Source organism: Gemmatimonadota bacterium (assembly GCA_016719105.1).
Taxonomy (GTDB): domain Bacteria; phylum Gemmatimonadota; class Gemmatimonadetes; order Gemmatimonadales; family Gemmatimonadaceae; genus SCN-70-22.
On the sequence record JADKAQ010000002.1, the window covers coordinates 183,093 to 208,484 of the forward strand.

Sequence of the window (25,392 nt, forward strand, 5' to 3'; positions counted from 1 at the left end):
ATCAGACGATCCGCGGTGTCGGGATCGGGACGATGAAGCGCCCCCCGCGATCCCGGTACGCCTGCTGCTGCTCCATGATCTCGTCGGCGAAGTTCCACGCGAGGATCAGGACGTAGTCGGGGGACCGCTCCAGCAACGTCTTCGCGTCGAGCACCGGAATGTGCATCCCCGGCGTGTACGTCCCGACCTTGAGCGGATTCCGGTCCACCGTATAGGGAACGAGCGTCGGGTCGATGCCGCAGTAGTTCAGCATCGTGTTCCCCTTCGCGGGGGCGCCGTACCCGGCCACCACCTTTCCGCGACCGTGCAGCTCCTCCAGCATCATGCGCAATGCGCGACGGTGCTCCGAGGCGCGGCGGGCGAACCCCTCCCACGCCGTCAGCGTCGACAAGCCGTTCGACGCCTCCTCTGCCATCATCTCCAGCGCGCGTGCCCCGTGCGTGCTCCGCTTCCGGAACCAGACCCGGATCGAGCCACCGTGCACCCGGACCTCTTGCACGTCATCCACGGCCAGCCCCACCGTCTCGGCCAGATGCGCGAGCGAGGTCACCGAGAAGTAGCACAGGTGCTCGTGATAGATCGTGTCGTACTCGGTCCCCAGCAGCATCTCGCGCGCATACGGAACCTCGACGATCACCGCGCCGTCGTCATCGATCAGCGTCGCAGCGCCCCGCAGGAAGCCCTGCGTATCGTCCACATGGGCGAGCACGTTGTTGCCGATCACCGCGCGCGCCTTGCCATGCGAGGCGCGCAGCTCCGATCCCGCGCGCTCATCAAAGAAGCGGTTGACCGTCGGAATCCCGCGCGATTCGGCGAGCGCCGCGATGTTGCGCGCCGGCTCGACGCCGAGGATCCGTCCGCCGAACTCCTTGAAGCAGCCCAACAACGATCCGTCGTTGCTCGCGACCTCGACGACCAGGTCCTCACGGCCGAGCTGCAATCGGTCGTGCACGGTGCGCGCGTACTCCTTGTTGTGCGCCGCGATCGTCGACGAGGTCCCCGTCACATAGATGTACTCGGCAAAGAGCACTTCGGGGTCGATCACGTCGGCCAGCTGCACCAGCGAGCACGTCGTGCAGAAATAGAGGTCGAGCGGGAATCGCGCCTCCTGCGAGGCGTCGGTCGGAGCGCGCAGGAACGCATTGGCCAGCGGTTGCGCCCCCAGCGACAGGACTCGGTGCAGGGTCGACTGGCTGCACGCGCGGCAGGTCGCGCGCAGGTGATGGACACTATGTCCCCTACCGTCGGTGGCCTGCCAGCGGCTCGGCGCCGGTGTGGGCGAGAGCGTCATCGCCGGAATCCCTCGGCCGACGCGAGCGCGCACGCTCCGGAAATCGGCTTGGGCGAGCGCGAATTGGGGCGTCGGAGCAACATGGGCATCGATGAGAACACGGAACGGAGCGGGGGAGCAGGCGCGACCGGCACGACCGGAGGGTGTTCGACGAACCGACACGCGCGACTTCAGTGACGCATCGACACATCAGCAAGGCCGGTGCCGGGGGAGGGGGGTGAAAGTTCCCCCCTCTCATCAGCCCGACCGTCGACGCCAGTTCCGGTCCCCTGAGACGGTCCTGCTCGGCTAGGGGTAAATAATTGAGGTGTGGCGCGATCACCACATCAGCCGTCGCACGCGCATCGCCCATCCACCCGCGAATTCGGTCAAAATGGGACTGCCGGAGCCCCCATCCGCCCCCGGCAACGGCCGAGGCTGGCCAATTCATGCAGAGGAATTCGGCTTTTGGCCCGATGAGCTGCAACGAGGAGATCCGAAATCAGTGGCCGGATTCTCGCCATGGTCGGGGATGTCGCCGAGCCAAGCGGCAAGAAGTTTCGTGGCCGGGCATTTGCTTAACGACCCACGCCAGCGCTACTGCGCATCCGTCGGGCGATGGGTGGCGCAGCGGATGGAGCGGCGTTCGAACGCACCACAAGGAGATCGAACTGATGGCGGTCTATCAGATTGACGAAGTCGGAGGGTGGGACCGAAATCTGCTCGTCGACGTCGTGATCCCGGTGTTGAACGAGGCCCACGTTCTGGGAAAGAGCGTTGCGACCGTGCGGCAGTTCCTGAGCGAGTCGCTGCCCTGCCGCTGGCGTGTCGTGGTCGTGGACAATGGCTCGACCGACGGCACCGACCGTGTGGCCAAGGACCTGGCGGCCGCGCACGACGACGTTCGCTTCCTCCAGCTGCCGCAGCGCGGTCGCGGTCGCGCCCTGCGCCAGTCGTGGAGCCAGAGCGATGCCGACGTCATGTGCTATACCGACGTTGACCTCTCGACCGAGCTGGCCGCCCTCCCCAAGATGGTGCATTCCATCGTGGTCGACGGCTACGATCTGGCCACCGGATCGCGCCTCCTCCCGGACTCTCGCACGACGCGCTCGTTCAAGCGCGAGTTCATTTCCCGCAGCTACAACCTCTTCATCAAGGCGGTGCTGTGGACGTCGTTCAGCGACGCGCAGTGCGGCTTCAAGGCGATCAGCCGCGCGGCGATGGCCGACTTGATCCCGCAGGTCGAGGATCAGGGGTGGTTCTTCGACACCGAACTGCTCGTCCTCGCCGAGAAGCGGGGCTATACCATTGCCGACATCCCGGTGCAGTGGCTCGAGGACGACGACAGTCGCGTGAAGATCGTCAAGACGGCATGGGACGACATCAAGGGGGTCGGCCGCGTGCGCCTCAAGCTGTGGAAGGAGATGTTCTCTCCCGGCGCCGCGACTGCGCGCGCCGTCCCCAGGCGTCCCTGATCTCCGACCGTCCATGATGGCGGGTACGCTGCCGCCGGTCGTCCTCACCGGGGCGACCGGCCTGCTCGGCCGTCGGGTCCTTCGACAGCTCGCGCGCCTTGCGGCCCCGTCGGTCCACGCCGTCGGACGCCATCCGGAATCGCTCGCCAACACCCCTGACTGGCGCCCGGAGTGGCGTGCCGTCTCCTGCGACCTCGCGCACGAAGGTCTTCCCGCCGGGCTGCTGACGCGTCGATCGGTGGTGCTGCACCTCGCCGCCGCGACCGGCAAGGCGTCGCCCCAGCAGATGCGCGAGGTGAATGTCGAAGGGACGCGCCGCGTTCTGGCGGCGGCCAAGGCGGCCGGCGCTGCGCACTTCATCTTCGTCAGCTCGATCGCCGCCTCGTTCCGCGATCAACGCTGGTACCATTATGCGCACGCCAAGCGCGAGGCCGAAGCGCTGGTGACGGCGAGCGGAATTCCGTGTTCGATCGTCAGGCCCACGATGATCTTCGGTCCCGAAAGTCCCATCGAACGCGCCCTCACCGGTCTCGCAACCGGTGGCGCTCCGATCGTGCTCGGGAGCGGCGAGGTGCAGGTGCAGCCGATCCACGTCGACGATCTCGCGACCTTCCTCGTGGCCTTGGCCGCCGATCTCCCTGTCGGGTCGTCGCCCATGGAGGTGGGCGGGGGCGATCGACTCACCATGCGCGCACTCCTCGCGCGCGTCCGAAGTGCGCGCGGCCTGCCGCCGCGCACGCCGTTCTCGGTCCCGCTCGGAATGCTGCGCCAGCTGCTCGGCGCCGTGGAGCCCGTTGTGGGTTCCCGCCTCCCGGTGTCCGCAGGACAGCTCGCCTCCTTTGTGAACGACGCGACGGCGGCGGCGCATCCCACCGTGTCGCGACTGCTTCCCGATCCGCTCGGCGTCGACGCGATGCTCGCCCTTACGGGGGCCCGTGCCTGATCCAGGGGCGCGCGACGACCGCAGGCCCCCTGAGGGCGCGCTCGACGGCGAGCATGAGCGCACGCTCGCGCGTGAGTTCGGCGTCTTCGCCCGCTACCTCGGCGCACCGTCGGACGACCGGCGGTTGGCCGAGGCATACGTGCGGTGCCATGCCTCGCTGTCGTCGGCCCCCGACGACCGATTCGACGCCTGGCTGCTCGCGTTGGCGCAGGGAGGGGCGCTGCGTTGCGCGCTCGCGGACTGCTACGCCCGACGCACGCGCCCGTTTGGCGTGTTGCGCCGCAAGCTCGTGCTCGCGCTGGCCGTGCTCGAATCGATGCCCCAGACACACGCCGCCTTCGACACCGCCGTTGCGTCGAGCGCCGTTGCGGCGTGGGTTTCACTGGTCGCGTTAGGTGTTCGGTGGGGAGTGACCTCCGTGGCCGCTGTTTTGGTCATCCTCCCGGTCCACCTGACGCTCGCGCGTTCTCCGGCCACGTCGCGACATGGCTAGCATCCTTGTGGTGGGCTCCGGGGCGACGGGCGTTCACTTCGCACAGTCGATGCTGGAGCGCGGGCACGACGTCACGCTCCTCGACGTGGGATTCGAGCGTCCGCTCCCTCCGCAGCCGGCGGCCTCGTTCGCCGCGCTCAAGGAGGAGCTGGACGACGACGGCGCCTACTTCCTCGGCCGTCGCGGCGAGGCCGTCGTCTACCCCTCGGCCCACGCCAAACCGTACGGCTTTCCGCCCAGCAAAGCGTACGTCTTTCGGCGCTCGCCCGGCGAGGAGGTCGTGGAACGTGGATTCCACCCGATGCTCTCCTACGCTCGCGGCGGACTCGCCGAGGCATGGACGGGGGGCTCGTACGAGCTGCGCGACGAGGAGTTCGGCGACTTCCCCTTCGACGGGGACGCCATGCGCCCGCACTACGCGACGGTCGCACGTCGCATCGGCGTCACCGGTGCGCCCGACGACTTGCAGCGATACTCGCCGCTCACGGCGCCGTATCTTGCCCCGCTCGAGCCCGACGCGCACTCCGCCTGGCTCGCCGAGCGGTACTCGCAGCGTCGCGACCGGATCAATGCCCTGGGTTTCCACCTCGGGCGCTCGCGCGTCGCCGTGTTGTCTCGGGATCACGGCGGGCGGCAGGCGTGCGGGGAACTCGGGCGCTGCCTCTGGGGGTGTCCGCGAGGGGCGTTGTATCGCCCAAGCCTGACGCTCGCCGAGTTGCTGACGCATCCGCGATTCACCTATCGCCCCGGGGTGCACGTGCGTCGCGTTCTCCTCGACGCGCAGAACCGCGCGCTGGGGGTGGTCGCGGTGCCGGTGGATGGTGGGAGCGAGACCGAGATCCGCTCGGAGCGGGTGTTCCTCGCGGCGGGGGCGCTGGCCTCCTCGCAGATCTACCTCGAGACGCTCGTCGCGCGGGGCGAAACCGACCCATCGCTCCCGGGGCTCATGGACAACCGGCACGTGATGGTCCCCTTCGTGAATCTGAGGCGGCTGGGGGCGCGCGTCGAAACGGCGAGCTACCAGTTCCACATGCTCGCGATGGCGATCGATACGGGCGATTGGCGACACGACGTGCACGGCCAGATCACCGCGCTCAAGGCGGCGGCGGTGCACCCGATCGTCGCCCCACTCCCCTTCGATCTCGCGACCTCGCAGCGCGTCTTTCGCCGGATGCGCGCGGCGCTGGGTGTGGCCAACGTCTGGCTCTCCGACACCAGGCGCGAGGTCAACCGCGCCCGTCTGGAGCAGCGAGTGGGCTCGGCACCCAAGCTGGTCCTCGAGTACGGGGACGACGCACACGACCTTCGTCAGACCGAGCGCGCCGTCGACACGACGCGTCGCGCCTTGCGGGAGCTGGGGTGCATCGCGCCGAAGGGGATGGTGCAGGTCCTCGCACGAGGGTCGAGCGTGCACTACGCCGGGACCCTTCCGATGACCGGCGACGAGTTGGAGCACAGCTGCCGGGTCGACGGTTCGGTGCGCGGGATGTCGGGTCTCCACGTCGTCGATGGCGCCGGATTCCCGTGGCTCCCGGCCAAGAACATCACCTTCTCTTTGATGGCCAACGCGGTCCGAATCGCCGAACTGGTCGGTTGATCGTCGCGCGGGGAATGCCCGACACCGTCGTGGGTGAAATAGGAAGAAATCGCCGCTTCGTGGCGGCCATCCCACATCGACAGTGCCCGTGTGGCGATGCGTCTACATGCGGAGGGACCCGCGACCGAGCCCGTCCATTCGTATTGTCGAGGTTGGTGCTGTCTTAGTTGTTACAAATCAATGAGTTGCGACTCCAGCCCATTCATCTGGCATGTGCCAGCGCTTCCGGCAATGGGATTGCACTGTGATCTGGCACTCACCAGACGCCATGCGCGTCGAGGCGAGGAGCACCAGGTCGGCTCGCCCCCTCGCGAGCCAGCAATCGACTGACGGAGTCGACACGTGGAACGGGTCACGGAAGGCAACGAGATGGACCGAGCAGAGTCAGGCGCACGCCGCAACACGCAGGGCGCCTCCCTGTCCGTCGTGATTCTCTCGCAGGGCGACTGCACCGATCTCGAGCGTGCCCTCGCCTGCATTGCTTCCCCGTGCCGCCGTCTGGATGCCGAGATCATCGTCGTGCGGGCCAAGTGCCCCGACGATTCGGTCTCATTCGACACGGCGTATCCGAGCGTGCTCTTCCTCGAGGCGCCTGCGGCGTCGTCGCTGTCGGAACGCCGGGAGATCGGCATCAGTCGCGCGGCCGGCGATATCGTGGCGGTGCGCATCGATGGCGACGTCAGCGACACCTCGTGGCTGAGCGCCTTCGAGCGCGTGGTCGTGACGACGGAGGAGTTGCCGTTCGTGGAGCGCGAGACGACGGCCAAGCCGGTGCGTGACGAGGAGTCGAGCGCAGCATCGGAGCGCCGCCGGCAGCGTCCGGTGGCCCGGACGTACGCGGCCGCCCCGTCGCGTCGCGACTGGGTGGCGCAGGCGATGCACGGCGAGAGCGCCGCGCACCTGCACGCCACCGGCGAGCCAGCCGTCGCGCGCGCCCGCGAGATGTAGGTGGCGTCGGCCGAGCTCTCGGTCGTCGTACCGGCGGTCAACGGGGGCGAGGCGCTCCGCGCCACCCTCGAAGCGCTCGAGCGGCAGCGCCAGGACGTCGAGATTGAGGTTCTGGTGGTGAACCGGCTGGGCGTGGAGGCCGGACGGGAGCTGTCCCGCGAATTCGGGCGCGTGCGACTGATCGATGTCGCGGTCGACACCTCGATTCCCCAGATGCGCGCCCTCGCCTTTCGAGCGGCGACGGCCCCCTCGGTCGCGGTCATCGAGGACCACGTCATCGTCCCATCGGGGTGGGCGCGCGCGCTACTGGGCGCCCAATCGGCGTCGACCCCCGTGGTTGGGGGGCCGGTCGACAACGGCGCGACCGGAACCATCGTCGACTGGGCTGCTTTCCTCTGTGAGTACAGCGCCTGTATGCCCCCCCTTCCTGCGGGCGCTTCTTCGTGGCTTCCCGGAAACAACATCGTCTACCCTCGGACGCTGCTGGACCGGTATCGCGCGATCGTGGAGGCAGGCGGATGGGAGAATCGGTTGCATGATGCCATGCGTGCCGATGGAATCCCGCTGACGTGCCGTCCGGACATCGTCGTCAGCCACCGGATGCACTACTCGCTGGGGTTGTACCTCTCACAGCGCTTCCTCTACTCACGGTCGTACGCTGCGGACCGCGCCCAAGGCGCGGGCTTTGCAAGGAAGATTCTACTCCTGCTGTCTTCGCTGGCTCTTCCGCCGGTCCTGTTCGTCCGGACCGTCTCGAGAGTGATCACCAAGCGGCGGTATCTGGGAGCGCTGGTCTGGTCGTTGCCACTCCTCGTTTTCTTCGTCGTCGCCTGGGCAGCTGGTGAAGCCATGGGGACACTCGCTGGGGCAGGGAACTCTCTCTCGAAGGTGCGATAGCTTGAGCGGGACAGCTGAGAATTCACCGCGTCGCGTAGCACAGCTCCAGGCCGGGGACCGGGTCGTCATCATTGGCGGCGGTCCCGCCGGGCTTACGGCCGGCTACCTACTGGCCAAGGACGGCGTGCCGGTGACGGTCCTCGAGGCCGATGACATCGTCGGCGGCATCTCGCGCACCGCGCGCTACAAGGGATTCCGATTCGACATCGGCGGGCATCGCTTCTTCACGAAGATCACCCCGGTCGAGGACCTCTGGAAGGAGATCCTCGGGCCGGAGTTCATCAGCGTGCCGCGCCTCTCCCGCATCCACTACATCGGGAAGTACTTCGACTATCCCCTCAAGGCCAAGAACGCGCTCTTCGGCCTCGGGATCTGGAACACGATCCTCTGTGTCACCAGCTACCTGCGGTGGCACCTGTTCCCCAACCCGGTCGAGGAGAACCTGGAGCAGTGGGTCACCAACCGGTTCGGGAAGCGTCTCTTCGAGATCTTCTTCAAGACCTACACTGAGAAAGTGTGGGGCATTCCCTGCAACGAGATTCGCGCCGAGTGGGCGGCGCAGCGCATCCAGGGGCTTTCGCTGGCGAAGGCAATCCTCAATGCCGCGTCGTTGCAGCGCCGGAGCGATTCGATCAAGACGCTGATCAATGAGTTCCAGTACCCGCGCTTTGGCCCGGGGCAGATGTGGGAGACCGCGGCGCAGAAGATCGAGGAGATGGGCGGGCAGGTGCTGCTCAAGCACGAAGTGTCGTCGCTCGAGATGAAGGACGGGAAGGTCGTCGCCGTGCGCGTCAAGACGCCGGTGGGCGAGCGTCGCATCGAGGGGAATCACTTCATCAGCACGATGCCCATCAAGCATCTCGTGCGCTCGTTCGACCCCGCCCCGCCGGCCGAGATCCTCGCCGGAGGCGATGGCCTCAACTATCGCGATTTCCTCACCGTCGCGGTGATGATCAGCCAGGACAACCTCTTCCCCGACAACTGGATCTACATCCACACGCCGGGGGTGAAGGTCGGTCGCATCCAGAACTTCAACAACTGGAGCAAGGCGATGGTCCCGGGCGCCGGGACCACGTGCCTTGGTCTCGAGTACTTCTGCTTCGAGGGCGACGGCCTGTGGACCAGCAAGGATGAGGACCTCATCGAGCTGGCCAAGAAGGAACTCGCGGCCCTGGGCCTCGTCGACCCGTCCAAGGTCTTCGACGGCACCGTCGTCCGGCAGCCCAAGGCCTACCCCGTCTACGATTCGGTCTACGCCGAACACCTCAACACGGCGCGGTCGTACATCGACGCCATCCCCAACCTCCACACCGTGGGGCGGAACGGGATGCACAAGTACAACAACGCAGACCACTCGATGCTGACCGCGATGATGGCGATTGCCAACATGCGCGGGGCCCAGCACGACGTGTGGGCCGTGAACACCGACTACGAGTACCACGAAGAGCAGAAGCTCGAGCCGGACACCTCCAAGGGCGCCCCCCCGACGTCGACGGCGTTGCCGCGCGCCGGTGTCGCGTGAGCGCGGAGTGCGCATCGGGGTCGACGCCACTTGCTGGGCGAACGCGCGCGGCTACGGTCGGTTCGCGCGAGAATTGATGCAGGCCATGGTCACCCTGGCGCCGGAGCACACGTTCCTCTGCTTCGGCGACCGGCGTGCATTCGACGCCTTCCCGCTTGACGCGCCTAACGTCGAGTGCATCGAGGTCGCCCTCGACGCCTCGCCGACGCTGGCGGCGGCCGCGGACGGGGCGCGCAGCGTCCCCGACATGCTGCGCCTCACCCGCGCGGTGCGCACCGCGGCCCCCGACGTCTTCTTCTCGCCCTCGGTCTACACCTACTTCCCGCTCCCGCTCGGGATGCGCGCGGTGGTCACGATTCACGACGCCATTGCCGAACGCTTTCCGCACCTCACGCTGCCGTCGGCGCGCGCGCGCCTGTTCTGGAAGCTCAAGGTGAAGCTGGCGATCGCCCAGGCCGACGTCGTGCTGACCGTGTCCGAGTACTCGCGCCGCGACCTGCAGCGCGTGCTTGGCATTTCGCCGCAACGCCTGCGCGTCGCGGTCGAAGCGCCGGCCGAGGCGTACCACCCGGTGCCGATCGCCGAGAGTCGTGCCGCGGCGCGCGACGTGGGTGTCCCCGACGGGGCGGGGTGGTTCACGTACGTCGGGGGCTTCAATCCGCACAAGCGCATCGACCTGATCATCCGCGCCCACGCGGCCATCGCGAAGGGCGCGCCCGTTCCGCCGCACCTCCTCCTGGTCGGGACCACCACCGGCGACGTCTTCCACGGCGAATCCGGCCGCCTGCGCCACCTCATTGACGAGTGCGGGACCACGGCGCTCGTGCACTGGACCGGTTTTGTCCCCGACGAACGCCTCCGTCAGCTGCACGCCGGGGCGATCGCCGCCATCCTCCCGTCGGAGTGCGAAGGGTTCGGCCTCCCGGCAGTGGAGGCGGCCGCGTGCGGAGCGCCGGTCATCGCGACCACCGAAAGCCCGCTCCCCGAGTTGCTGGCCGGTGGCGGGATCTTCGTGGTGCCGGGCGACCTTCCCGCCCTCACCGACGCGATGCGCCGCCTCGCGGACGACCCCGCGTTGCGCGCGTCGTTAGGCGCCGAGGCGTTGCGGCGCACGCGACTGCTCACGTGGGAGGCCGGGGCGCGCGCCGCGCTCGACGCCATCCAGGAGGCGGCCGCATGAGCGCGCTCCGCTTCCTCATGATGACCACGTTCTATCCCCCGTACAACTTCGGGGGAGACGGCATCGGCATCCAGCGACTCTCGCGCGGGCTCGTCAAGCGCGGGCACCACGTCACCGTGGTGCACGACGCGGACGCCTACAACCTCCTGCGCGCCGTCCCCGAGCCCGACGTCCCCGATCACGATGACGATCAGGGGGTCGAGGTCATCCGGCTCCGCTCCCGGATTCCGATGGTCTCGGCCGTCCTCACGCAGCAGCTCGGGCAGCCCGTGGTGAATGGTGCGCGCCTCAAGCGCATTGCGCGCGAGGGGAACTTCGACGTCGTGAACTTCCACAACGTCTCGCTCCTCGGTGGCCCGGGCGTGCTGCGCTACGGCGGCGACGCGGTCACGTTGTACATGGCGCACGAACACTGGCTCGTCTGTCCGATGCACGTGCTCTGGCGCCACGGGCGCGAGCTCTGCACCGGGCGCGAGTGCGTGAAGTGCGCGCTCAACTACAAGCGCCCGCCGCAACTGTGGCGCAGCACGGGGCTCCTCGAGCGCGAGCTGTCGCACGTCGACACCGTCATCGCCATGAGCGAGTTCTCGCGCCGCAAGCATCGCGAGTTCGGGTTGGAGCGGGAAATGGAAGTCCTCCCGTACTTTCTCCCCGATCCCGAGACGGCGCACGTCCCGGTGGCCACCGGGGCGTCGCCACATCCGCGCCCCTACTTCTTCTTCGTCGGTCGCCTCGAGCTCATCAAGGGGCTGCAGGACGTCATTCCCGTCTTCCGCGACTTTCCCGACGCCGACCTCCTCATTGCCGGCGACGGCAACTACATGGAGTCGCTGCGTCAGCTCGCCGAGGGGATGCCTAACGTCAAGTTCCTGGGTCGGGTCGCGCCCGACGACCTGCGGGACTACTATCAACATGCGCTCGCCCTCGTGGTCCCGTCGCTCTGCTTCGAGACCTTCGGCATCGTCCTCATCGAGTCGTTCCGCCAGGGAACGCCGGTGCTGGCGCGCCGGTTGGGCCCCTTTCCCGAGATCGTCGAGCAGTCCGGCGGTGGGGAGCTCTTCGAGACCCAGGGCGAACTGCTCGCCGCCATGCGCCGCCTCCAGCAGGACGGCGCGTATCGTGCGCAGCTGTCGCGTGCGGGCTACCGCGCGTACGCCGATCGCTGGTCCGAGCACGTCGTCATTCCGCAGTATCTCGACATCGTCCGGCGCGCCGCGGCGCGCCGTGCGAATACCCGCGTCCTGGACGCACTAGCACAGCTGGAGGTCGCGTGAAGGTCCTCATTACCGGTGGGTGTGGGTTCATTGGCTCCCACCTCGCGGAACGTCTCCTCGATCGTGGCGACCGTGTCCAGGTCCTCGACGACCTGTCGACCGGGAGCATGGAGAACATCGAGCACCTCGTGGGGCGCGAGGGCTTCGCGTACCGCATCGGCTCGGCCCTCGATGTCCCGCTCGTCGCCGAACTGGTCGACAGCGCCGACGTCACCGTGCACCTGGCGGCGGCCGTGGGCGTCAAGCTCATCGTCGAGAAGCCCGTCCACACCATCGAGACCAACGTGCGTGCCACCGAGGTCGTCCTTGGCGCTGCCGCTCGCAAGAAGAAGCTGGTGATGGTGGCGTCGACATCCGAGGTGTACGGCAAGTCGACGACGTTCCCCTTCCGCGAAGACCAGGACCTGCAGCTCGGCCCCACGACGCACTCGCGCTGGGCGTACGCGTGCTCCAAGGCGCTCGACGAATGGCTCGCGCTCGCCTACCTGCGGGAACAGGGGGTGCCCGTCATCGTCACGCGCTTCTTCAACACGGTGGGGCCGCGCCAGACCGGGCAGTACGGCATGGTGCTCCCCAGCTTCGCCGCCCAGGCGCTGCGCAACGAACCCATCACCGTCTACGGCTCTGGCGAACAGTCCCGTTGCTTCGGCCATGTGCGCGATGCGGTCGAGGCGCTGCTGCGCCTCATGGCCGCCCCCGAGGCGATCGGCGAGGTCTTCAACGTCGGCGCGACCCATGAAGTCAGCATCCGGGCGCTCGCCGAGCAGGTGCGCGACGCGGCCGGAAGCGCCTCGGAGATCAGGCTGGTTCCTTACAGCGAGGCCTACGCCGCTGGGTTCGAGGACATGATGCGGCGCGTCCCCGATGTGACCAAGCTGGAGCGCGTGACGGGCTTTCGCCCGCGCACGTCTCTTGAAGAGATCATTCGCGATGTCGTGGCCGACCAGCGCGCGCGGATGATTGCGCACGCCGCTGGGCGTGCCCCCACTGGTGCGGTCCGTCACTAACGCCTGATGCGCGCGATCCTCACATACCACTCGATCGACGAGTCCGGCTCACCGATTTCGGTGAGCCCCTCGGCGTTTCGCGCGCATGTGAGATGGCTCGCGTCGGGAGCGGTCCGCGTCCTTCCGCTCGACGAACTGGTGAAGGCCGACGACCGGATGGATGCGGTCGCGATCACCTTCGACGATGGCTTCGAGAACTTCGCGACCGAGTGTGCCGACCTCCTGGTCGAGCATGCGCTCCCCACCACCGTCTTTGTCGTCCCCGAACACGTGGGACGCACGAACGAGTGGGGGGGAGCGGCGTCGCCGGGAATCCCCACGCTTCCCCTGATGTCCTGGCCCACGCTGCGACGGCTCGCGGAGCGCGGCATCACCCTCGGGGCGCACACGCGGCGTCACCGCGACCTCACGCGCGTGCGTGGCGCGGCGCTGGAGGACGAGGTCGCCGGCTGCGTCGAACGCATGATGGCCGAGGGTGGGATGCGCCCGAGCAGCTTTGCCTATCCGTACGGCGCCGTGGATGACACCTCGGCGTCGGTCGTGCGCGACGTCTACGCGCTCGCCTGTACGACTGAACTTCGCGCGCTGCATCGCGACGACGACCGCGCGCTTCTTCCGAGACTCGACATGTACTACTTCCGCGACCCTGGCCAGCTCGAGGCATGGGGGACGACCGCGTTTCGCGGGCGTCTCTGGCTTCGTGCGCAGGCGCGACGCGTACGACGCCTCGTGCAGGGCGTCGGGAGGGCCGCATGAGCGAGGTGCGCCCCTTCTGTTCGATCGTGATGCCGGCGCACCGCGCCGCGCACCTGCTGCCGCGCGTGCTCGACGCGCTCATGGCGAGCGACTACCCGCGCGAGCGCTGGGAACTCATCGTGGTCGACGATGCCAGCGGAGATGATACGCCAGCCGTGGCGGCTCGTTATGCGGACACCGTCGTGCGCATTCCCGGGACGCCACACGGCCCGGCCTACGCGCGCAATCGCGGTTTCGAGGTCTCGCGCGGCGAGATCGTCATGTTCTTCGATTCCGACGTCGTTGTCCACCGCGACACGATTCGTCGCTTCGTCGAAGTCATGCAGGAGCATCCCGAGTTGGGCGCCGTGTTCGGGTCGTACGACCTGGACCCGGCGGCGGAGAGCTTCGTGTCGCAGTACCGCAACCTGCTGCATCACTACGTGCACCAGCGCAACGCGGGTGAGGCCGAGACCTTCTGGGCCGGCGCGGGTGCGGTACGTCGGGCGGCGTTCGAGGAGGCGGGGATGTACGACGAGTGGCACTTCGCCCGCCCGCAGATCGAGGACATCGAGCTCGGGGGGCGTCTTCGCCAGCTCGGTTACAAGATCCTCCTGATCCCCGATATCCAGGTCACGCATCTCAAGCACTGGACCTTTTCGGGCGTCGTGCGCACCGACCTGCGCGACCGCGGCATCCCCTGGGCGCGACTGATCGCCCACAAGAAGACGGTGATGTCGTCGCGTGAACTCAGCCTCAAGTGGACGGAGAAGCTGAACACGGTGCTCGTCTGGCTGGGGGCACTCCTGCTCCTGATCGCCGCCTGGGAACGGTCCCCGCTCATCGCGGGTATCGCCCTGCTCGGGCCGATGGCGGTGCTGGCGATCAACGCGCGGATGTTCGGCTTCTTCGCACGGGTGCGCGGGCCGATCTTTGCGCTGCGCGTGATCCCGATGCATCTCTTGTACTACATTCTGAACGGGATCTCGTTCGGGATCGGGCTCTTCCTGCATCAGATCGTAGGACCGCCGCTCCCCAATCCCACGGTCGAGGCCTTCGCCGAGGTGGGGGTGCAGCGGTGGCCCCCCGTTCCATCCAAGCATCGTCGGAGCTCGTGGACAGCAGACGCCGAGTAACCGTCAAGACCCGCGGGGAGATCATGCCAAGCAAGTCCGCTGAACGGCGAACGCACTTGCAGGTCGTGGCGAGCCAGTCGGCTCGCTCGACGACGGAGGAGCGCATCCTGCCGGCGCTCGAGCTGGCGTTTGCGCCGCTGCACAAGGCGGCGTTCGGCGTGGCGACCGGAGTGGCGGGGGCGCTGGCCATGGTGATGATCACCGGATTCGTCCTGCTCGTCCCGCGCGCGCAAGGCTTCCCGCTGGAGTTGCTGGCGACCTACTTCACCGGCTATTCGGTGAGCTGGGGTGGGGTGCTCATCGGCGGCGGCTGGGGCTTCCTCGTGTGCTTCGTGGCCGGGTGGTTCGTGGCCTTCTGTCGAAACATGGCGCTGGCGATCACTGCCTTCTCGATTCGCACGCGCGCCGAACTGCAGGAAACCCGCGAGTTCCTGGACCACATCTAGCCCTAACGATTGTGTCGACCATGGCTTCTTCTTCCGAGCGCGACGTGCAGCGTTCGGTGATCGCGCTCAACGCGAGGGCATGGGGCATCGCCTTCGGGCTCGTGCTCGGCGGCGGGCTCCTCCTGGCCACCCTCTTCCTGGTGGTCAAGTCGGGGCCAAACCCCGGGCAGCATCTGCGGCTGCTCTCGGTCTTCTTCCCCGGCTACAGCGTCACCGTGGTCGGGGCGCTGGTCGGCTTCGTGTACGCCTTCGTGCTCGGGTACGCGCTCGGGCGGGTGATTGGCCTGGTCTACAACCGCATCGCCTTCCGGTAATCGCGCGGGACACACGCGGGGCAGCGGTGGGTCAGACGACCAGCTGGATCCCCTGCGCGCGGGAGAGGCGCAGTCCCCCGGTGAGGATCAAGGCGAGGGCGTAGCACGCGCCACCCACCGGGATCGCCACCCAGGGCGACGTGAAGGGGAGCAGTTGCAACGCCCCGACCATCGCCCCCGTGGCCACCGCCGGACGCCACGCCCGCATCACGGGCGGAAGCGGGAAGCCAAGGCGCTTGGCGAAGCCCACCGCCAGCAGCATGCGCACGAACTCCGTGAGGACGGTCGCCAGCGCTGCGCCCATCATCCCCAGTGACGGCACCAGGAGGATGTTGAGGACGATGCTCGCCCCCGCCGATGCCCAGACGGTGTGCAGCAAGAGATCCTCGCGCTTGCGGGCCATGAGGGCGACGACCGATACATCGCGCACCACCGAGATCACCATGGAGCCCAGGAGCACCGCGAGGATCGGCGCGGCGGCGGCGAACGGGGCGCCGAACAGCGTCACCACCAGCGGGCGCGAGAGCATCGCCCCGCCAGCCGCAATCGGCAGCGCCAGCGCGAATACCTTCGCGAACGACGCCAGGTAGAGCTGCCGCTCCTGCGCCGGCTCCCCCGCCAGCCGCGTGAGCGGCGGCAGGAGGCTCATCGAGTACGTGACCCCGAGGTTGAGCAGGAAGCTGATCGCCGTGTAGGCCGCGGCGTACAGCCCGACCATCTCGGCGTTGCGAAAGAGACGCAGGAAGAACAGGTCGGCGTTGAAGACGACGAGTCCCAGGACCGTGCTCCCGACCAGCGGGATCGCGCGCACCATCAGGCGCCGGATCTCGGCCGGACGCCAGCCGAAGGCGAAACGAAGTCCCACTCGGCGCAGCAGCAGGGCGAACCCCACGCAGGCCACCGTGTCGCCGGCGAGCTGCGCGATCGGCATCTGGTGCAGGTCGTCGACGCCGCGCACGGTGAGCAGGACGATGACCAGCGCCAGGAGTTCGCCCGCGGCGCGCACGAGCGCCACGGGAGCGGCCTGCTGGAAGCCGATCAGCACCCAGCGCGTCCCCAACGCCAGCGGAATGAGCGTCAGGCTGTAGAGCGCCACCATCGCCCCTTCGGGCGACGGGAGGACGATCCACGCACCCAGCCCAAACAGCGTGATGCAGGCGGCGGCCAGCGCCATCCGCATGGTGACGATGGAGGGGACGACCACCGGGAGCTGCGTGGGATTGGCGGCGACTTCGTGGACCCCCAGCCCGAAGTCGATCCCCGCGTCCACGATGCGCGAGAGGTACAGGACAGCCGCCGTCGCGAAGGCGACGACGCCAAATCCCTCCGCCCCCAGCACGCGAGCGGCGTACATGGTGACGGCAAAGGCGAAGAGGCGTGCCGCGGCCTCGCCGGCCCCCAGCGATACGAAGCTCCGCGACACCGACTGGTGCGCGTCGTGTCCCTCTGGTGAGCTGCTGTGCGAGCTAGGCAACGGGTGTGGGGCGCGAGGCGTGCATTGTGCAACGGTGGACCGGCGTCACGGGATGGCAAGTCCGGCGCCATCCTGCGTTGGTGCCCTTATCTTCGTCGTTGGCCCCGACCGAAGTCCCCCTCCACGTCGCCCCCTCCGTCGTGAGTGTCACCCGTTTGCCCTCCGTCGATCCTGCGGCACGTCCCTCCGTCGTCATCGCGTCGGCGGGGCGTCTCGATCTGCTCTGGCGTGCGGTCGAAGCGCTCGAGCCCGAGCGGAAGCGCACGGGGGCCCAGCTGGTGATCGCTCGCTCGGCCCCGCTCGCGCAGGAGGCGCTGGTCCGCGAACGACTGGGGGATGCTACCATCGTGTGGAGCCCACCGGGAGCGGGAATCCCGAGGCTGCGCGGGATGGGCCTTGCAGCCGCCACCGGCGATCCCGTCGCCATCACCGAAGATCACCTGGTGGCGGGCGACGGATGGCTCGAGCATCTCTTCAAACACGCCCGCGACGGCGTCGACATCGTCGGCGGGGGGATGCAGAACCGCGTGGGGAGCAATGCCGTGGCGTGGGCGGCCTATCTCTCCGACTACGGCTTCTACAGCTACGCGCGCCCGGCCACCAGCGTGCTGGTGCCGCTCCTCACCATGGCCAACATGGCGTATCGGCGGCGCGACGTGCCGCGCATCGCCGAGTGGTGCAGCGCCGGGGCTTGGGAGAACGTGGTGCACGACCGCCTCGCCGCCGAGGGACGTACACTGACCTTCGCTCCCGAGGCGCGGATCATTCACGACCACTCGTATCGGTTCGCCGAATTCCTCAAGAACCGGTACGAGCATGGCTGGGACTACGCGCGGGCACGGTTGACCGAAAACCCCAAGGCGTTGCGTCTCCCCCTCATCGCCATGACCCCGGTCCTACCGCTGATCCTCCTTTTCCGCATCGCCAAGGCGGCGTCCGGCGAGGATCGGGGGGCATTTCTTCGTGCCCTTCCGCTGACTGTTGCGTTTTTATACGCATGGGCCGCTGGCGAGGCCTTTGGGTACCTGCGAGGGCCGATTCAGCCGGGCGAGGAACTCGGACGGGTGATCGACGCCTCATAGGGAGGCCCCCTGCTGTAGAAAGGGGACCCAAGGCACATGGATTGCAACCGGACCCTTGCCGAGCCCGAGGCGAGCAGGGCGCAACGACGCCTTCGCCCTCCCTCCATTCACTGCGAGAAGCGGAATGAACCCGATTTCACGACTGGCGAGACACGCGCGCCTGACCAGCTACTCTTACCGCGATCTCCCGTCGCCGCCGTTTCTGGTCCTGTTCATCAACAGTATTTGCAACATGAAGTGCGAACACTGTTTCTACTGGACCAGCCTGAACAAGCGCGACGACATGTCGGCGGAGGAGATCTTCGCGCTGTCGGATTCGCTCGGCCACATCGAGAACCTGAACCTGTCCGGGGGCGAGCCGTTCCTGCGGAAGGAGTTCGCCGACATCGTCCGGAAGTTCATCCGCACGAACGGGGTCAAGCAGGTGTACGTCCCGAGCAACGGGTACTACACCGAGCGCACGATCGCGGCGCTCAAGGAAGTCCTCAAGGAGCCGACGCTCGACCTCTTTGCGGTGGAGCTGTCGCTGGACGGGATGCCTGAGTTCCACGACAAGTTCCGCGGTGCCAAGAACGCCTTCCGTAAGGCGATGGAGACCTACGACGCGCTCGTCGAGCTCCAGAAGACCGATTCGCGCCTCCGGATCCACTCCATCTCGACGGCGACCGACGTCAACATGGACGAGATCCGCCGTCTCACGACGTACCTGTACGAGCGCTGCCCGCAGATGGAGCACCACAATCTGGCCATCATCCGCGGCGACCGGAAAAACCCCACGCTCAAGGGGCCGAGCCTTCGTCAGTACGAGGAGCTGTATGAGTACATCCAGCGCCTCTGGCTCCCGCGCGAGGAGGGGCGAAGCGGGTCGCTCGTCGAGCCGATGCTGCAGTGGGCCAAGGTCGAGACGGTCAAGCAGGAGCGCCAGGTGGTCCCCTGCAAGGCGGGGCGCATCTCCGGCGTGGTGTATGCCAACGGCGACGTGGGCGTCTGCGAGATCCACAAGCCGATCGGCAACCTTCGCAACAAGACCTTCCCCGAGATCTGGAACTCCCCGGAGGCCCGTGCCCTGCGCGGCCAGATCGAGCGCAAGGAGTGCTACTGCACCACGGAAGTCTTCATGTGGTCGAGCATCGTGTACCAACCCATGCCGTTGGCGCAGGCGCTCGTGAAGGGAAAGGTGTGGCGCAAGCCGCTTCCGTTGCACCCGTCGGAGCGTGCGAACGTGTCGCTGGCCGATGGCCCCGCCCCGCGGATGGCGGGAGCGGCCGGTACCCCCGACGAAGAGCCGGCGGGCACCTGATCGTCAGGCGCGGCGGGGCGCTGGTGCCTGCGGGCCACCAGCACCTCGCGCGCTGGAACGGTCACCCGACTCCGTCGACGTTCGACCCCGCAACGACGAAGGGCGCGCTTCACTCAGAAGCGCGCCCTTCTCGTATGCTGGTGGCTCGATCGGTCGTGACTACCAGCCGCGGAACTTGAGCAGCACCGACGGAACCGTTTTGAGCATGATCATGATGTCGAGCCAGAGGCTCTGGGTGCGAATGTACTCCAGATCCCAGCGGATCTTGCCGCGCACATCGTCCAGGTTCTGGTCGTAGTGCTGGTTGATCTGCGCCAGGCCGGTGAGCCCGGGCTTCACGCGATGGCGCGCGCGATACTCGGGGATCATTTCGCGCAGGCGCGCGACGATGCTCGGACGCTCAGGGCGCGGACCGACGATGTTCATGTCGCCGCGCACGATGTTCCAGAGTTGCGGGAGTTCATCGAGCCGGAACTGGCGCAGGTAGCGCCCTAACGTCGTGACGCGCGGGTCGTTCTCCTGCGCCCAGACGGCACCCGAAAAACGCTCGGCATCCACGCGCATCGTGCGGAACTTGAAGATCGTGAACACCTGGCCACCAAGATCCTCACTTCGGCGGTCGCGCAGGGCGAGCGTATCGCGCCAGCGGCGATCCAGTCCGACGCGCGCCTGTGCGTAGATGATGGGCCCGCGCGACGTGAGGCGGATCGCAATCGCGATCAGCACCAGAATCGGGGCGATGAGCAGCAGCGCCGCCCCCGCCAACGTTGCGTTCACGAAGCGATTGAGGCGCTCGGAGCGTTCCGCGGGAATGACATCATCCAGATCCTCGCGACGCACGTGCGACGACGCAGCGGTCACCGAGCGAGGACGCTCGACGCCAGCGGCGGCCTCTCGGCCATCCTTGGGTCGCACCGGGCGACGGGACGGAGTGGGGATCCGCACTGGACGATCACCGGCGAACTGCTGCACAGTCGACTCCATACGCTGTCGGCTCAAGCCTGACATCCATCGAGAGCAAGGGGTTTACGGATTGTTGTTGCGAACGAAGATGCGAATGATCCAGAGGAGCGGCCCTGCCACCGCCAGAACTCGCACGATGCCCTGCGAACGCCCACCCGTCGTCTGCACGACCGGCATGAAGATCTCATCGCCGTCGCGCAGGGCGAGATCTCCGACCGTTCGTCCCGTTCGGATCGCGTCCTGGAACTCCTTCTTGTTGATGATGACCTTGCCCGACCGCTTGACCTCGGTGTCTTCGAACTTGGCGTTCTGGCCGAATCCGCCCGATGACATGATCACATCGGTGACGGCCTGATCAGTCGGGAAGGTCTGGAAGCCGTTGCGAGCGATGCCACCCGTCAGGGTGAGTCGAACCATCGCCTGCGCGGTGACCGCCGGACTCTTGAGGAATTTCGAAAGTTCTGCCGTGAGGTGCGTCCCCAATTCCGAATCGAGTACGCCGGCGAGCGAGATGTCCGGGATATTCGGAAGGGAAAGCCGTCGGTCGCCCCGCACGGTGAAGGTGTCGGTGAGCGCCGAGTCGCCGACGACCACGAGGTAGATCCGGTCCCCGGGAAGGAAATCGCCGTTGCGCAGGCGCTGTCGAATCCCCCCCGCCTCAGCGACCAGCCGCTCGCGGGTCTTGGCGTCGGGGGCGACAATGGCCGCCTGCTCGGTGGCCTTCGCGGCCTGCTCGAGTTCGGAGCGCTTGGCCTGACGGCGCCCCTCACCCAGGGATCCCTGGGCTCCAGCGGGAGCGGCCGAAAAGGCCAGCAGGCTGGCGAGGACGATCAGTCCTGCATACGCGAGCGCCGCAGTGCGGCGAGTCATGGATAGGATTCTCATACGCGAGTCACCAGTCTGCACCCTTCGTGCTAACACGTACGACCAAGGCTCCCCCCGCAGGGAAGTCCTCGTTCGTCAGAATGAGGTGAAGGCGCCGCAACGATCTGTCACGGTCACCTCCATGATTGTAGCGCCCGCACCGCAGGGTGTCTCACCCCCGAATGCCGATTCGCCAAATCGCACCGTTCGCCCCCTGATCGATTCGGCGTGCAGGGTGTGGCCTGCACGCGGCGAACTGCGACACCGCACTCCGCAAGATGGACGACTGATCGACGATCTCGTCCCAACTCGACGGTACACATCGCGTTGCCGATGCGTTCCTCGCGCGATCAGCGCGGCGAACCTGGGAGAATTGCCGACAATCGACACGGTGGGGCGAGCGTCAGTCGTCGCGAGCTGGCGCGAACTGTTGCGCGTGCGCATCATGAAGAGCGGTCGTGTACACGGATTGGTAGATCCGGAAGCCGGATTCGGCCGATTCGGCGTTTTGGGCGCCCTCTGCACGACTCCTGCATGTATGCGCGTGACCACTCGACCTGACCAGCGCTTTCTGGTACTTGCCGAGGCCGGAACCCGATCCTCGGAAGTGCGCAACGCCGATGGCCAATCCGCGAACTGACGATTCTCCGCCGCCGCTCGTGCTCCTGGCCAACGACCAGGAGTGGTCGGCGCGATCGCTCGAGACCGTACTTGGCGCTCAGGGCTTCGCGTCGGCGCGCGCTTTCACCGGGCGTCAGGCGCTGGAGTTGGCCCGTCGACTCCGACCGGACGTGGTGATCGCCGATGCGGGGATGCCCGACATCTCCGGTATCGAGATCTGTCAGCGCCTGCGCGACGATGTCGAGTTTCCGCGGTCGACCCCCATCGTGGTGACGACCGCCGGACCCGCCTCCCGCGCCCAACGTCTGGAGGCGTATCGCGCTGGCGCGTGGGAGTTCCTGAGCCAGCCGATCGATGCCGAAGCGCTTCTGCTCAAGCTGCAGCTCTTCGTGCGTGCGCGTCGCGAGATCGATCGATCGCGCGAGGAGTCGTTGATCGACGACGGGACGGGATTGTACAACGTGCGCGGGTTGGCGCGACGCGCCCGGGAGATCGGGGCGGACGCGAGCCGCCGCCGGTCGCCGTTGGCGTGTGTCGCGGTGGGTTCCATCGCCGAGGATGGGGTGAACGGCGAACCGCACGAGCTCGATGTCCGGCTCGCCGAACATGTGTCCGAGGTCTTTCGACGCACGGCGCGCTCGTCGGATGCGATCGGCCGTCTCGGTCGCGGCGAGTTCGCGATCATCGCTCCGGCCATGGATCAGGGTGGGGCGCTGAGGTTTGTCGAACGACTGCAGCATGAACTGGAGTCGACCCCCGCGGTGGTCGACGGGGTGGCGCGGCATCTCAAGGTGCGAGCGGGCTATTGCGCCGTCTCGGATTTCGCCCAGTCGTCGTTTGATGCTGTCGAACTGTTGCTGCGGGCGGCGAGCGCTCTTCGTCAGGCGCGCGGCGCCGAGGCGGTGGACGGCTCCAAGACACACGACCTGCTCGCGGTCCCGTTCATTCCATGATCCAGCGGTGCCGCTGACCGGCGCGCCGCGAACGGTCGGCCGCACCGGATGAGGGGACGCGCCGGCGACGTCAGGTCGCCGGCGCGTCGTGCGTCAGCGGGCGATGCGCCCACGGTCGCGCCCCCATCGGACTCGTGGGAAGTCGGCGGATCCCACAATGCAGAACGGCGCCGTCATCGGCGCCGTTCGCTCGTGTCCTGGCTACCCGCTCAGCCGCGTCGGCTGTCGCCGCCGGCGCCCAACAACGCCGCGCTGCTGGGCTCGGGTTCGTCGATGCCGTAGTAGCCTTCGAGGTAGTGGTAGTACTTGAACTGCGGCATCACGCCGACGTCGTTGAGGATCGCGCCAATGATGCGCACCGGCATGCGATCGAGGACGGTGAGCTTGGCCTGCGCCAGCTTGCGGTCGGTCTCGCCGGCGCGCAGCACGATGAGCATGGAGCCGGTGGCGGCGCCTAACGCGAAGGCGTCGATGCCGGCGCCGAGCGGCGCGCTGTCCACGATGATGGCGTCAAAGCGCGAGCGCAGGTCGTCGAGCAGGATGCGCATGCGCTCCGACGCGAGGAGCTCCGGTCCGTGCTTGCGACGCTTGCCACATGGGACGACGAAGAGGTTCGCGTGATGCTGCGTCGGGAGCACGACCTGCTCGAGCGTCGCCTCGTCGGCCAGGAAGTCCACGAGTCCCGGCGTCTGCTTCAAGTCGCCGAAGACCGCATGCAACTCACCGCGGCGGATGTCGCCATCGACGATCACCGTGCGGAAGCCGCTGTCGGCGAGCGCGGAGGCGAGGTTGGCCGAGGTGAACGACTTGCCGTCGCCCGGCCCGGGGCTCGTGATCGTCAGCTGCACCGGACCCGTGCCGTCGAACGACGTCCGCACGGAGAGGGCGATGCTGCGGAAGGCCTCCACGAGCTGCGTGGCTTCCTCGAGGCGGGCCGTCGCGCTGCGCGGGTTGTTGTACGACGGGATCGCACCGACGATATCGAGCCCGAGTTCGTGCGTTGCCTGTTCGGGGTACCGGAAGCGCTTGTCGAGGCGGTCGAGCAGCAGCGCGAGACCGAGCCCCGCACCAATGCTGACCGCGACGGCGAGGAAGAAGATGCTGAGCGACGTGTCGCTCGTTGGGAAGCGCGGCGCAACCGCCGTGTCGAGCACGCCGACGTCGGACATCGCGCTGCGCTCGGCGAGCCGCGCCGAGACCGCGCGTCCGGCGAGGTCGGCGTACATCGACGAGGCAATGTCCACCTCGCGCTTCAGCTGCATTTCCTGGATCGTGCGGGTGGGGATGCGCTTGATCTCGACCGACGCGCCGTCGACGCGGCGCTGCATCTCGATCTCGCGGCTCTTGAGCTCCGCGTAGGAAGAGGTGATGAGCTGCGGGATGGTCTGCGTCTCGAGCCGTTCGATCTGCGTCTTCTTGTCCTTCACCAGCTGGTGCTGGTCGGTGTACGTCTCCTCGAGCTTGCGAAGGCCGGCCTGCGCCACGTCGAGTTCCTGCAGCGCCTGGCTGAGCTGCGGGTTGGACCCCATGAGCTGCGGGAAGCCGCGCAAGGACTCAATGGAAAGGCGTCCCCCTCGGCCCTTGGAATCATCAATGATGCGTTGCAGGGCCTCGCGATCGCGCTTGGTCTGGTCGAGCGTCGTCTTGTCCGAGAAGAACTGCCCCATCACGGGGTTCAGCGTGCCGGTCACCCCAGGGGAGACGGCGACGTTTTCCGTCGGCTGCACGATCGCGTTGATCTTGAACGCCTCGTAGGCCGCCTGCGCGGCGTTGAGCTGTGATGACGCGAGCTTGAGCTGCTCCTCGATGGTGGTCGAGGACACTTCGAGCCCGGCCTTCTTGAGGCGCTCTGCTTCCGAAATGAACTGGCTGACCAGGACGTTGATCGTGGTGGCCAGGAGAACCGAGCTCTTTCCCTTGAGCTGGAAGAGCAGGAGGTTCGAGTTGAACGGAATGGTGACGTCGAGGTTGGTGGCGAGCGCCACGGATGCCTCGCGCGGGGTCAGCACCTCGAACTTGACCGTGCGGTCGCGTCCAAGCAGGGCACTCGCCGGCTGCCACTGGAAGCCGACGGCACGCCCGATCGAGTCACCGACGGCACCCTTCTCGATGACCTCTTCCTTCTCGGAATCGGTGTCGGGAATGCGGAACAGGGTGTATCGCGCCCCCGAACCATCGACCTCGAGGCGGTACACACCGCTCCTCAGCTTGTCGGAGGGCATGAGCGTGCGCACGACGGCGGTGTCGGCCTCGGTCTCCGGGACGACGTGAAGCGCGAGCCGTGAGACGACCTTGTCCAGCACCGAGAACGACCGAGCGAGCTCGACCCACGCCTGGTCGGACTTGAGGATCCCCGGGGCGTTGACCGGACCGCGGCCGCCCGAGTTGTCCTGAATCCACACCTTCGCCTGCACCACATACATCGGGGAGACGAATCGCGTGAGCAGGAACCCCGCGCCGACGCCGACCGTGATGACCACGAGGATCAGCCACCGGTAGCGCTTGATGGCGGCGAGGGATCGCGAGACGATCTCACCAATCCCCCCCTCAGCCGGAGGCGCCGAGGGCGGCCCCCCCCACTGCGGCATCTGGGAGAAGGTCTCCGGACGCGCCGGGGACGCGTTAGTGACTGGGGAAGGGACGAGATTGGCGGACATGTCAGCGAGGTCTTCGTTTAGATAGCGACGATCTGTAGACGACTATACCGCAAAAAGGGCGCACCTGATGCGGCAGGGCCCCGGTCGGTGCAGGGCCGCCGGCCATGAGAACGCAAATCCGGGCCCATGGTTCCGCACCGTGACGGCCGGGTTGGCTAGGCGTCCTTGTAGGTCGCCCTGTAGATGTGACACAACACGCATGTGGATTGTGACGAACATTAGGTGTTGTCTCCACGCCCGG

Annotated in this window: 22 protein-coding genes; 17 read left to right on the forward strand and 5 right to left on the reverse strand. The window is 67.3% G+C overall.

The window, feature by feature from the left end:
* Nucleotide 1: 1 nt before the first annotated feature.
* A complete protein-coding gene (locus IPN47_04420; protein ID MBK9407291.1) occupies nucleotides 2-1,324 on the reverse strand; it encodes a class I SAM-dependent methyltransferase in 1,323 nt (440 codons plus the stop codon).
* Nucleotides 1,325-1,944: 620 nt separating this feature from the next.
* On the opposite strand from IPN47_04420, the gene IPN47_04425 reads away from it, so the two are divergent.
* The 14 genes from IPN47_04425 to IPN47_04490 all read left to right on the forward strand — a co-directional run bounded on the left by IPN47_04425 (nucleotide 1,945) and on the right by IPN47_04490 (nucleotide 15,237).
* On the forward strand, nucleotides 1,945-2,745 hold the full coding sequence (locus tag IPN47_04425) for a glycosyltransferase family 2 protein (GenBank protein ID MBK9407292.1): 801 nt from the start codon (nucleotides 1,945-1,947) through the stop codon (nucleotides 2,743-2,745).
* A 13-nt stretch (nucleotides 2,746-2,758) separates the two neighbouring features.
* Nucleotides 2,759-3,688 (forward strand): NAD(P)-dependent oxidoreductase, encoded by a 930-nt coding sequence (locus IPN47_04430; protein ID MBK9407293.1) that lies wholly within the window; start codon nucleotides 2,759-2,761, stop codon nucleotides 3,686-3,688.
* Nucleotides 3,681-4,181 (forward strand): hypothetical protein, encoded by a 501-nt coding sequence (locus tag IPN47_04435; GenBank protein MBK9407294.1) that lies wholly within the window; start codon nucleotides 3,681-3,683, stop codon nucleotides 4,179-4,181. Before IPN47_04430 ends, IPN47_04435 begins: the two co-directional genes overlap by 8 nt.
* The gene (locus IPN47_04440; protein ID MBK9407295.1) at nucleotides 4,174-5,778 is read left to right on the forward strand and encodes a GMC family oxidoreductase; all 1,605 of its coding nucleotides are present in this window, start codon (nucleotides 4,174-4,176) and stop codon (nucleotides 5,776-5,778) included. Before IPN47_04435 ends, IPN47_04440 begins: the two co-directional genes overlap by 8 nt.
* 342 nt (nucleotides 5,779-6,120) lie before the next feature.
* Nucleotides 6,121-6,726 (forward strand): hypothetical protein, encoded by a 606-nt coding sequence (locus IPN47_04445; protein ID MBK9407296.1) that lies wholly within the window; start codon nucleotides 6,121-6,123, stop codon nucleotides 6,724-6,726.
* Entirely contained in the window at nucleotides 6,727-7,623 is an 897-nt protein-coding gene (locus IPN47_04450) for a glycosyltransferase (protein ID MBK9407297.1), read from the forward strand.
* 1 nt (nucleotide 7,624) lies between these two features.
* Entirely contained in the window at nucleotides 7,625-9,145 is a 1,521-nt protein-coding gene (locus IPN47_04455) for an NAD(P)/FAD-dependent oxidoreductase (GenBank protein MBK9407298.1), read from the forward strand.
* A gap of 85 nt (nucleotides 9,146-9,230) precedes the next feature.
* Nucleotides 9,231-10,325, forward strand: coding sequence for a glycosyltransferase family 4 protein (locus IPN47_04460; protein MBK9407299.1), 1,095 nt, complete (start codon nucleotides 9,231-9,233; stop codon nucleotides 10,323-10,325).
* Nucleotides 10,322-11,599, forward strand: coding sequence for a glycosyltransferase family 4 protein (locus tag IPN47_04465; GenBank protein ID MBK9407300.1), 1,278 nt, complete (start codon nucleotides 10,322-10,324; stop codon nucleotides 11,597-11,599). Before IPN47_04460 ends, IPN47_04465 begins: the two co-directional genes overlap by 4 nt.
* A complete protein-coding gene (locus IPN47_04470; protein ID MBK9407301.1) occupies nucleotides 11,596-12,606 on the forward strand; it encodes a GDP-mannose 4,6-dehydratase in 1,011 nt (336 codons plus the stop codon). Before IPN47_04465 ends, IPN47_04470 begins: the two co-directional genes overlap by 4 nt.
* A 6-nt stretch (nucleotides 12,607-12,612) precedes the next feature.
* Complete coding sequence (locus tag IPN47_04475) at nucleotides 12,613-13,362, forward strand: polysaccharide deacetylase family protein (protein MBK9407302.1); 750 nt, start codon at nucleotides 12,613-12,615, stop codon at nucleotides 13,360-13,362.
* The gene (locus tag IPN47_04480) at nucleotides 13,359-14,477 is read left to right on the forward strand and encodes a glycosyltransferase (protein ID MBK9407303.1); all 1,119 of its coding nucleotides are present in this window, start codon (nucleotides 13,359-13,361) and stop codon (nucleotides 14,475-14,477) included. The genes IPN47_04475 and IPN47_04480 overlap by 4 nt, the downstream gene beginning before the upstream one ends.
* A gap of 23 nt (nucleotides 14,478-14,500) precedes the next feature.
* Nucleotides 14,501-14,923: a hypothetical protein gene (locus IPN47_04485; GenBank protein ID MBK9407304.1), complete on the forward strand. Its 423-nt coding sequence runs from the start codon at nucleotides 14,501-14,503 to the stop codon at nucleotides 14,921-14,923.
* A gap of 20 nt (nucleotides 14,924-14,943) precedes the next feature.
* Nucleotides 14,944-15,237: a hypothetical protein gene (locus IPN47_04490; GenBank protein ID MBK9407305.1), complete on the forward strand. Its 294-nt coding sequence runs from the start codon at nucleotides 14,944-14,946 to the stop codon at nucleotides 15,235-15,237.
* 31 nt (nucleotides 15,238-15,268) lie between these two features.
* Here the strand turns inward: IPN47_04490 and IPN47_04495 are convergent, their stop codons facing one another.
* Nucleotides 15,269-16,660, reverse strand: coding sequence for an oligosaccharide flippase family protein (locus IPN47_04495; GenBank protein MBK9407306.1), 1,392 nt, complete (start codon nucleotides 16,658-16,660; stop codon nucleotides 15,269-15,271).
* Nucleotides 16,661-16,851: 191 nt separating this feature from the next.
* On the opposite strand from IPN47_04495, the gene IPN47_04500 reads away from it, so the two are divergent.
* Both IPN47_04500 and IPN47_04505 read left to right on the forward strand, forming a co-directional pair.
* The gene (locus IPN47_04500; protein MBK9407307.1) at nucleotides 16,852-17,793 is read left to right on the forward strand and encodes a glycosyltransferase family 2 protein; all 942 of its coding nucleotides are present in this window, start codon (nucleotides 16,852-16,854) and stop codon (nucleotides 17,791-17,793) included.
* A gap of 124 nt (nucleotides 17,794-17,917) precedes the next feature.
* Entirely contained in the window at nucleotides 17,918-19,093 is a 1,176-nt protein-coding gene (locus tag IPN47_04505; GenBank protein MBK9407308.1) for a radical SAM protein, read from the forward strand.
* Between the two features lie 159 nt (nucleotides 19,094-19,252).
* Here IPN47_04505 and IPN47_04510 read toward each other — a convergent pair whose 3' ends face one another.
* Nucleotides 19,253-19,954: a sugar transferase gene (locus tag IPN47_04510; protein ID MBK9407309.1), complete on the reverse strand. Its 702-nt coding sequence runs from the start codon at nucleotides 19,952-19,954 to the stop codon at nucleotides 19,253-19,255.
* A gap of 165 nt (nucleotides 19,955-20,119) precedes the next feature.
* Nucleotides 20,120-20,926, reverse strand: a complete 807-nt coding sequence (locus IPN47_04515) for a hypothetical protein (protein ID MBK9407310.1) — start codon at nucleotides 20,924-20,926, stop codon at nucleotides 20,120-20,122.
* 614 nt (nucleotides 20,927-21,540) lie between these two features.
* Here IPN47_04515 and IPN47_04520 point away from each other — a divergent pair.
* On the forward strand, nucleotides 21,541-22,494 hold the full coding sequence (locus tag IPN47_04520) for a response regulator (GenBank protein ID MBK9407311.1): 954 nt from the start codon (nucleotides 21,541-21,543) through the stop codon (nucleotides 22,492-22,494).
* Between the two features lie 209 nt (nucleotides 22,495-22,703).
* Here the strand turns inward: IPN47_04520 and IPN47_04525 are convergent, their stop codons facing one another.
* Nucleotides 22,704-25,151: a polysaccharide biosynthesis tyrosine autokinase gene (locus tag IPN47_04525; protein MBK9407312.1), complete on the reverse strand. Its 2,448-nt coding sequence runs from the start codon at nucleotides 25,149-25,151 to the stop codon at nucleotides 22,704-22,706.
* Nucleotides 25,152-25,392: the final 241 nt, after the last annotated feature.

Coding starts and splice junctions, on each gene's coding strand:
- IPN47_04425 (MBK9407292.1), top strand. CDS start 1,945: ATGGCGGTCTATCAGATTGACGAAGTCGGAGGGTGGGACCGAAATCTG.
- IPN47_04430 (MBK9407293.1), top strand. CDS start 2,759: ATGATGGCGGGTACGCTGCCGCCGGTCGTCCTCACCGGGGCGACCGGC.
- IPN47_04440 (MBK9407295.1), top strand. CDS start 4,174: ATGGCTAGCATCCTTGTGGTGGGCTCCGGGGCGACGGGCGTTCACTTC.
- IPN47_04460 (MBK9407299.1), top strand. CDS start 9,231: ATGGTCACCCTGGCGCCGGAGCACACGTTCCTCTGCTTCGGCGACCGG.
- IPN47_04465 (MBK9407300.1), top strand. CDS start 10,322: ATGAGCGCGCTCCGCTTCCTCATGATGACCACGTTCTATCCCCCGTAC.
- IPN47_04475 (MBK9407302.1), top strand. CDS start 12,613: ATGCGCGCGATCCTCACATACCACTCGATCGACGAGTCCGGCTCACCG.
- IPN47_04480 (MBK9407303.1), top strand. CDS start 13,359: ATGAGCGAGGTGCGCCCCTTCTGTTCGATCGTGATGCCGGCGCACCGC.
- IPN47_04485 (MBK9407304.1), top strand. CDS start 14,501: ATGCCAAGCAAGTCCGCTGAACGGCGAACGCACTTGCAGGTCGTGGCG.
- IPN47_04490 (MBK9407305.1), top strand. CDS start 14,944: ATGGCTTCTTCTTCCGAGCGCGACGTGCAGCGTTCGGTGATCGCGCTC.
- IPN47_04505 (MBK9407308.1), top strand. CDS start 17,918: ATGAACCCGATTTCACGACTGGCGAGACACGCGCGCCTGACCAGCTAC.
- IPN47_04515 (MBK9407310.1), bottom strand. CDS start 20,926: ATGACTCGCCGCACTGCGGCGCTCGCGTATGCAGGACTGATCGTCCTC.
- IPN47_04520 (MBK9407311.1), top strand. CDS start 21,541: ATGGCCAATCCGCGAACTGACGATTCTCCGCCGCCGCTCGTGCTCCTG.
- IPN47_04525 (MBK9407312.1), bottom strand. CDS start 25,151: ATGTCCGCCAATCTCGTCCCTTCCCCAGTCACTAACGCGTCCCCGGCG.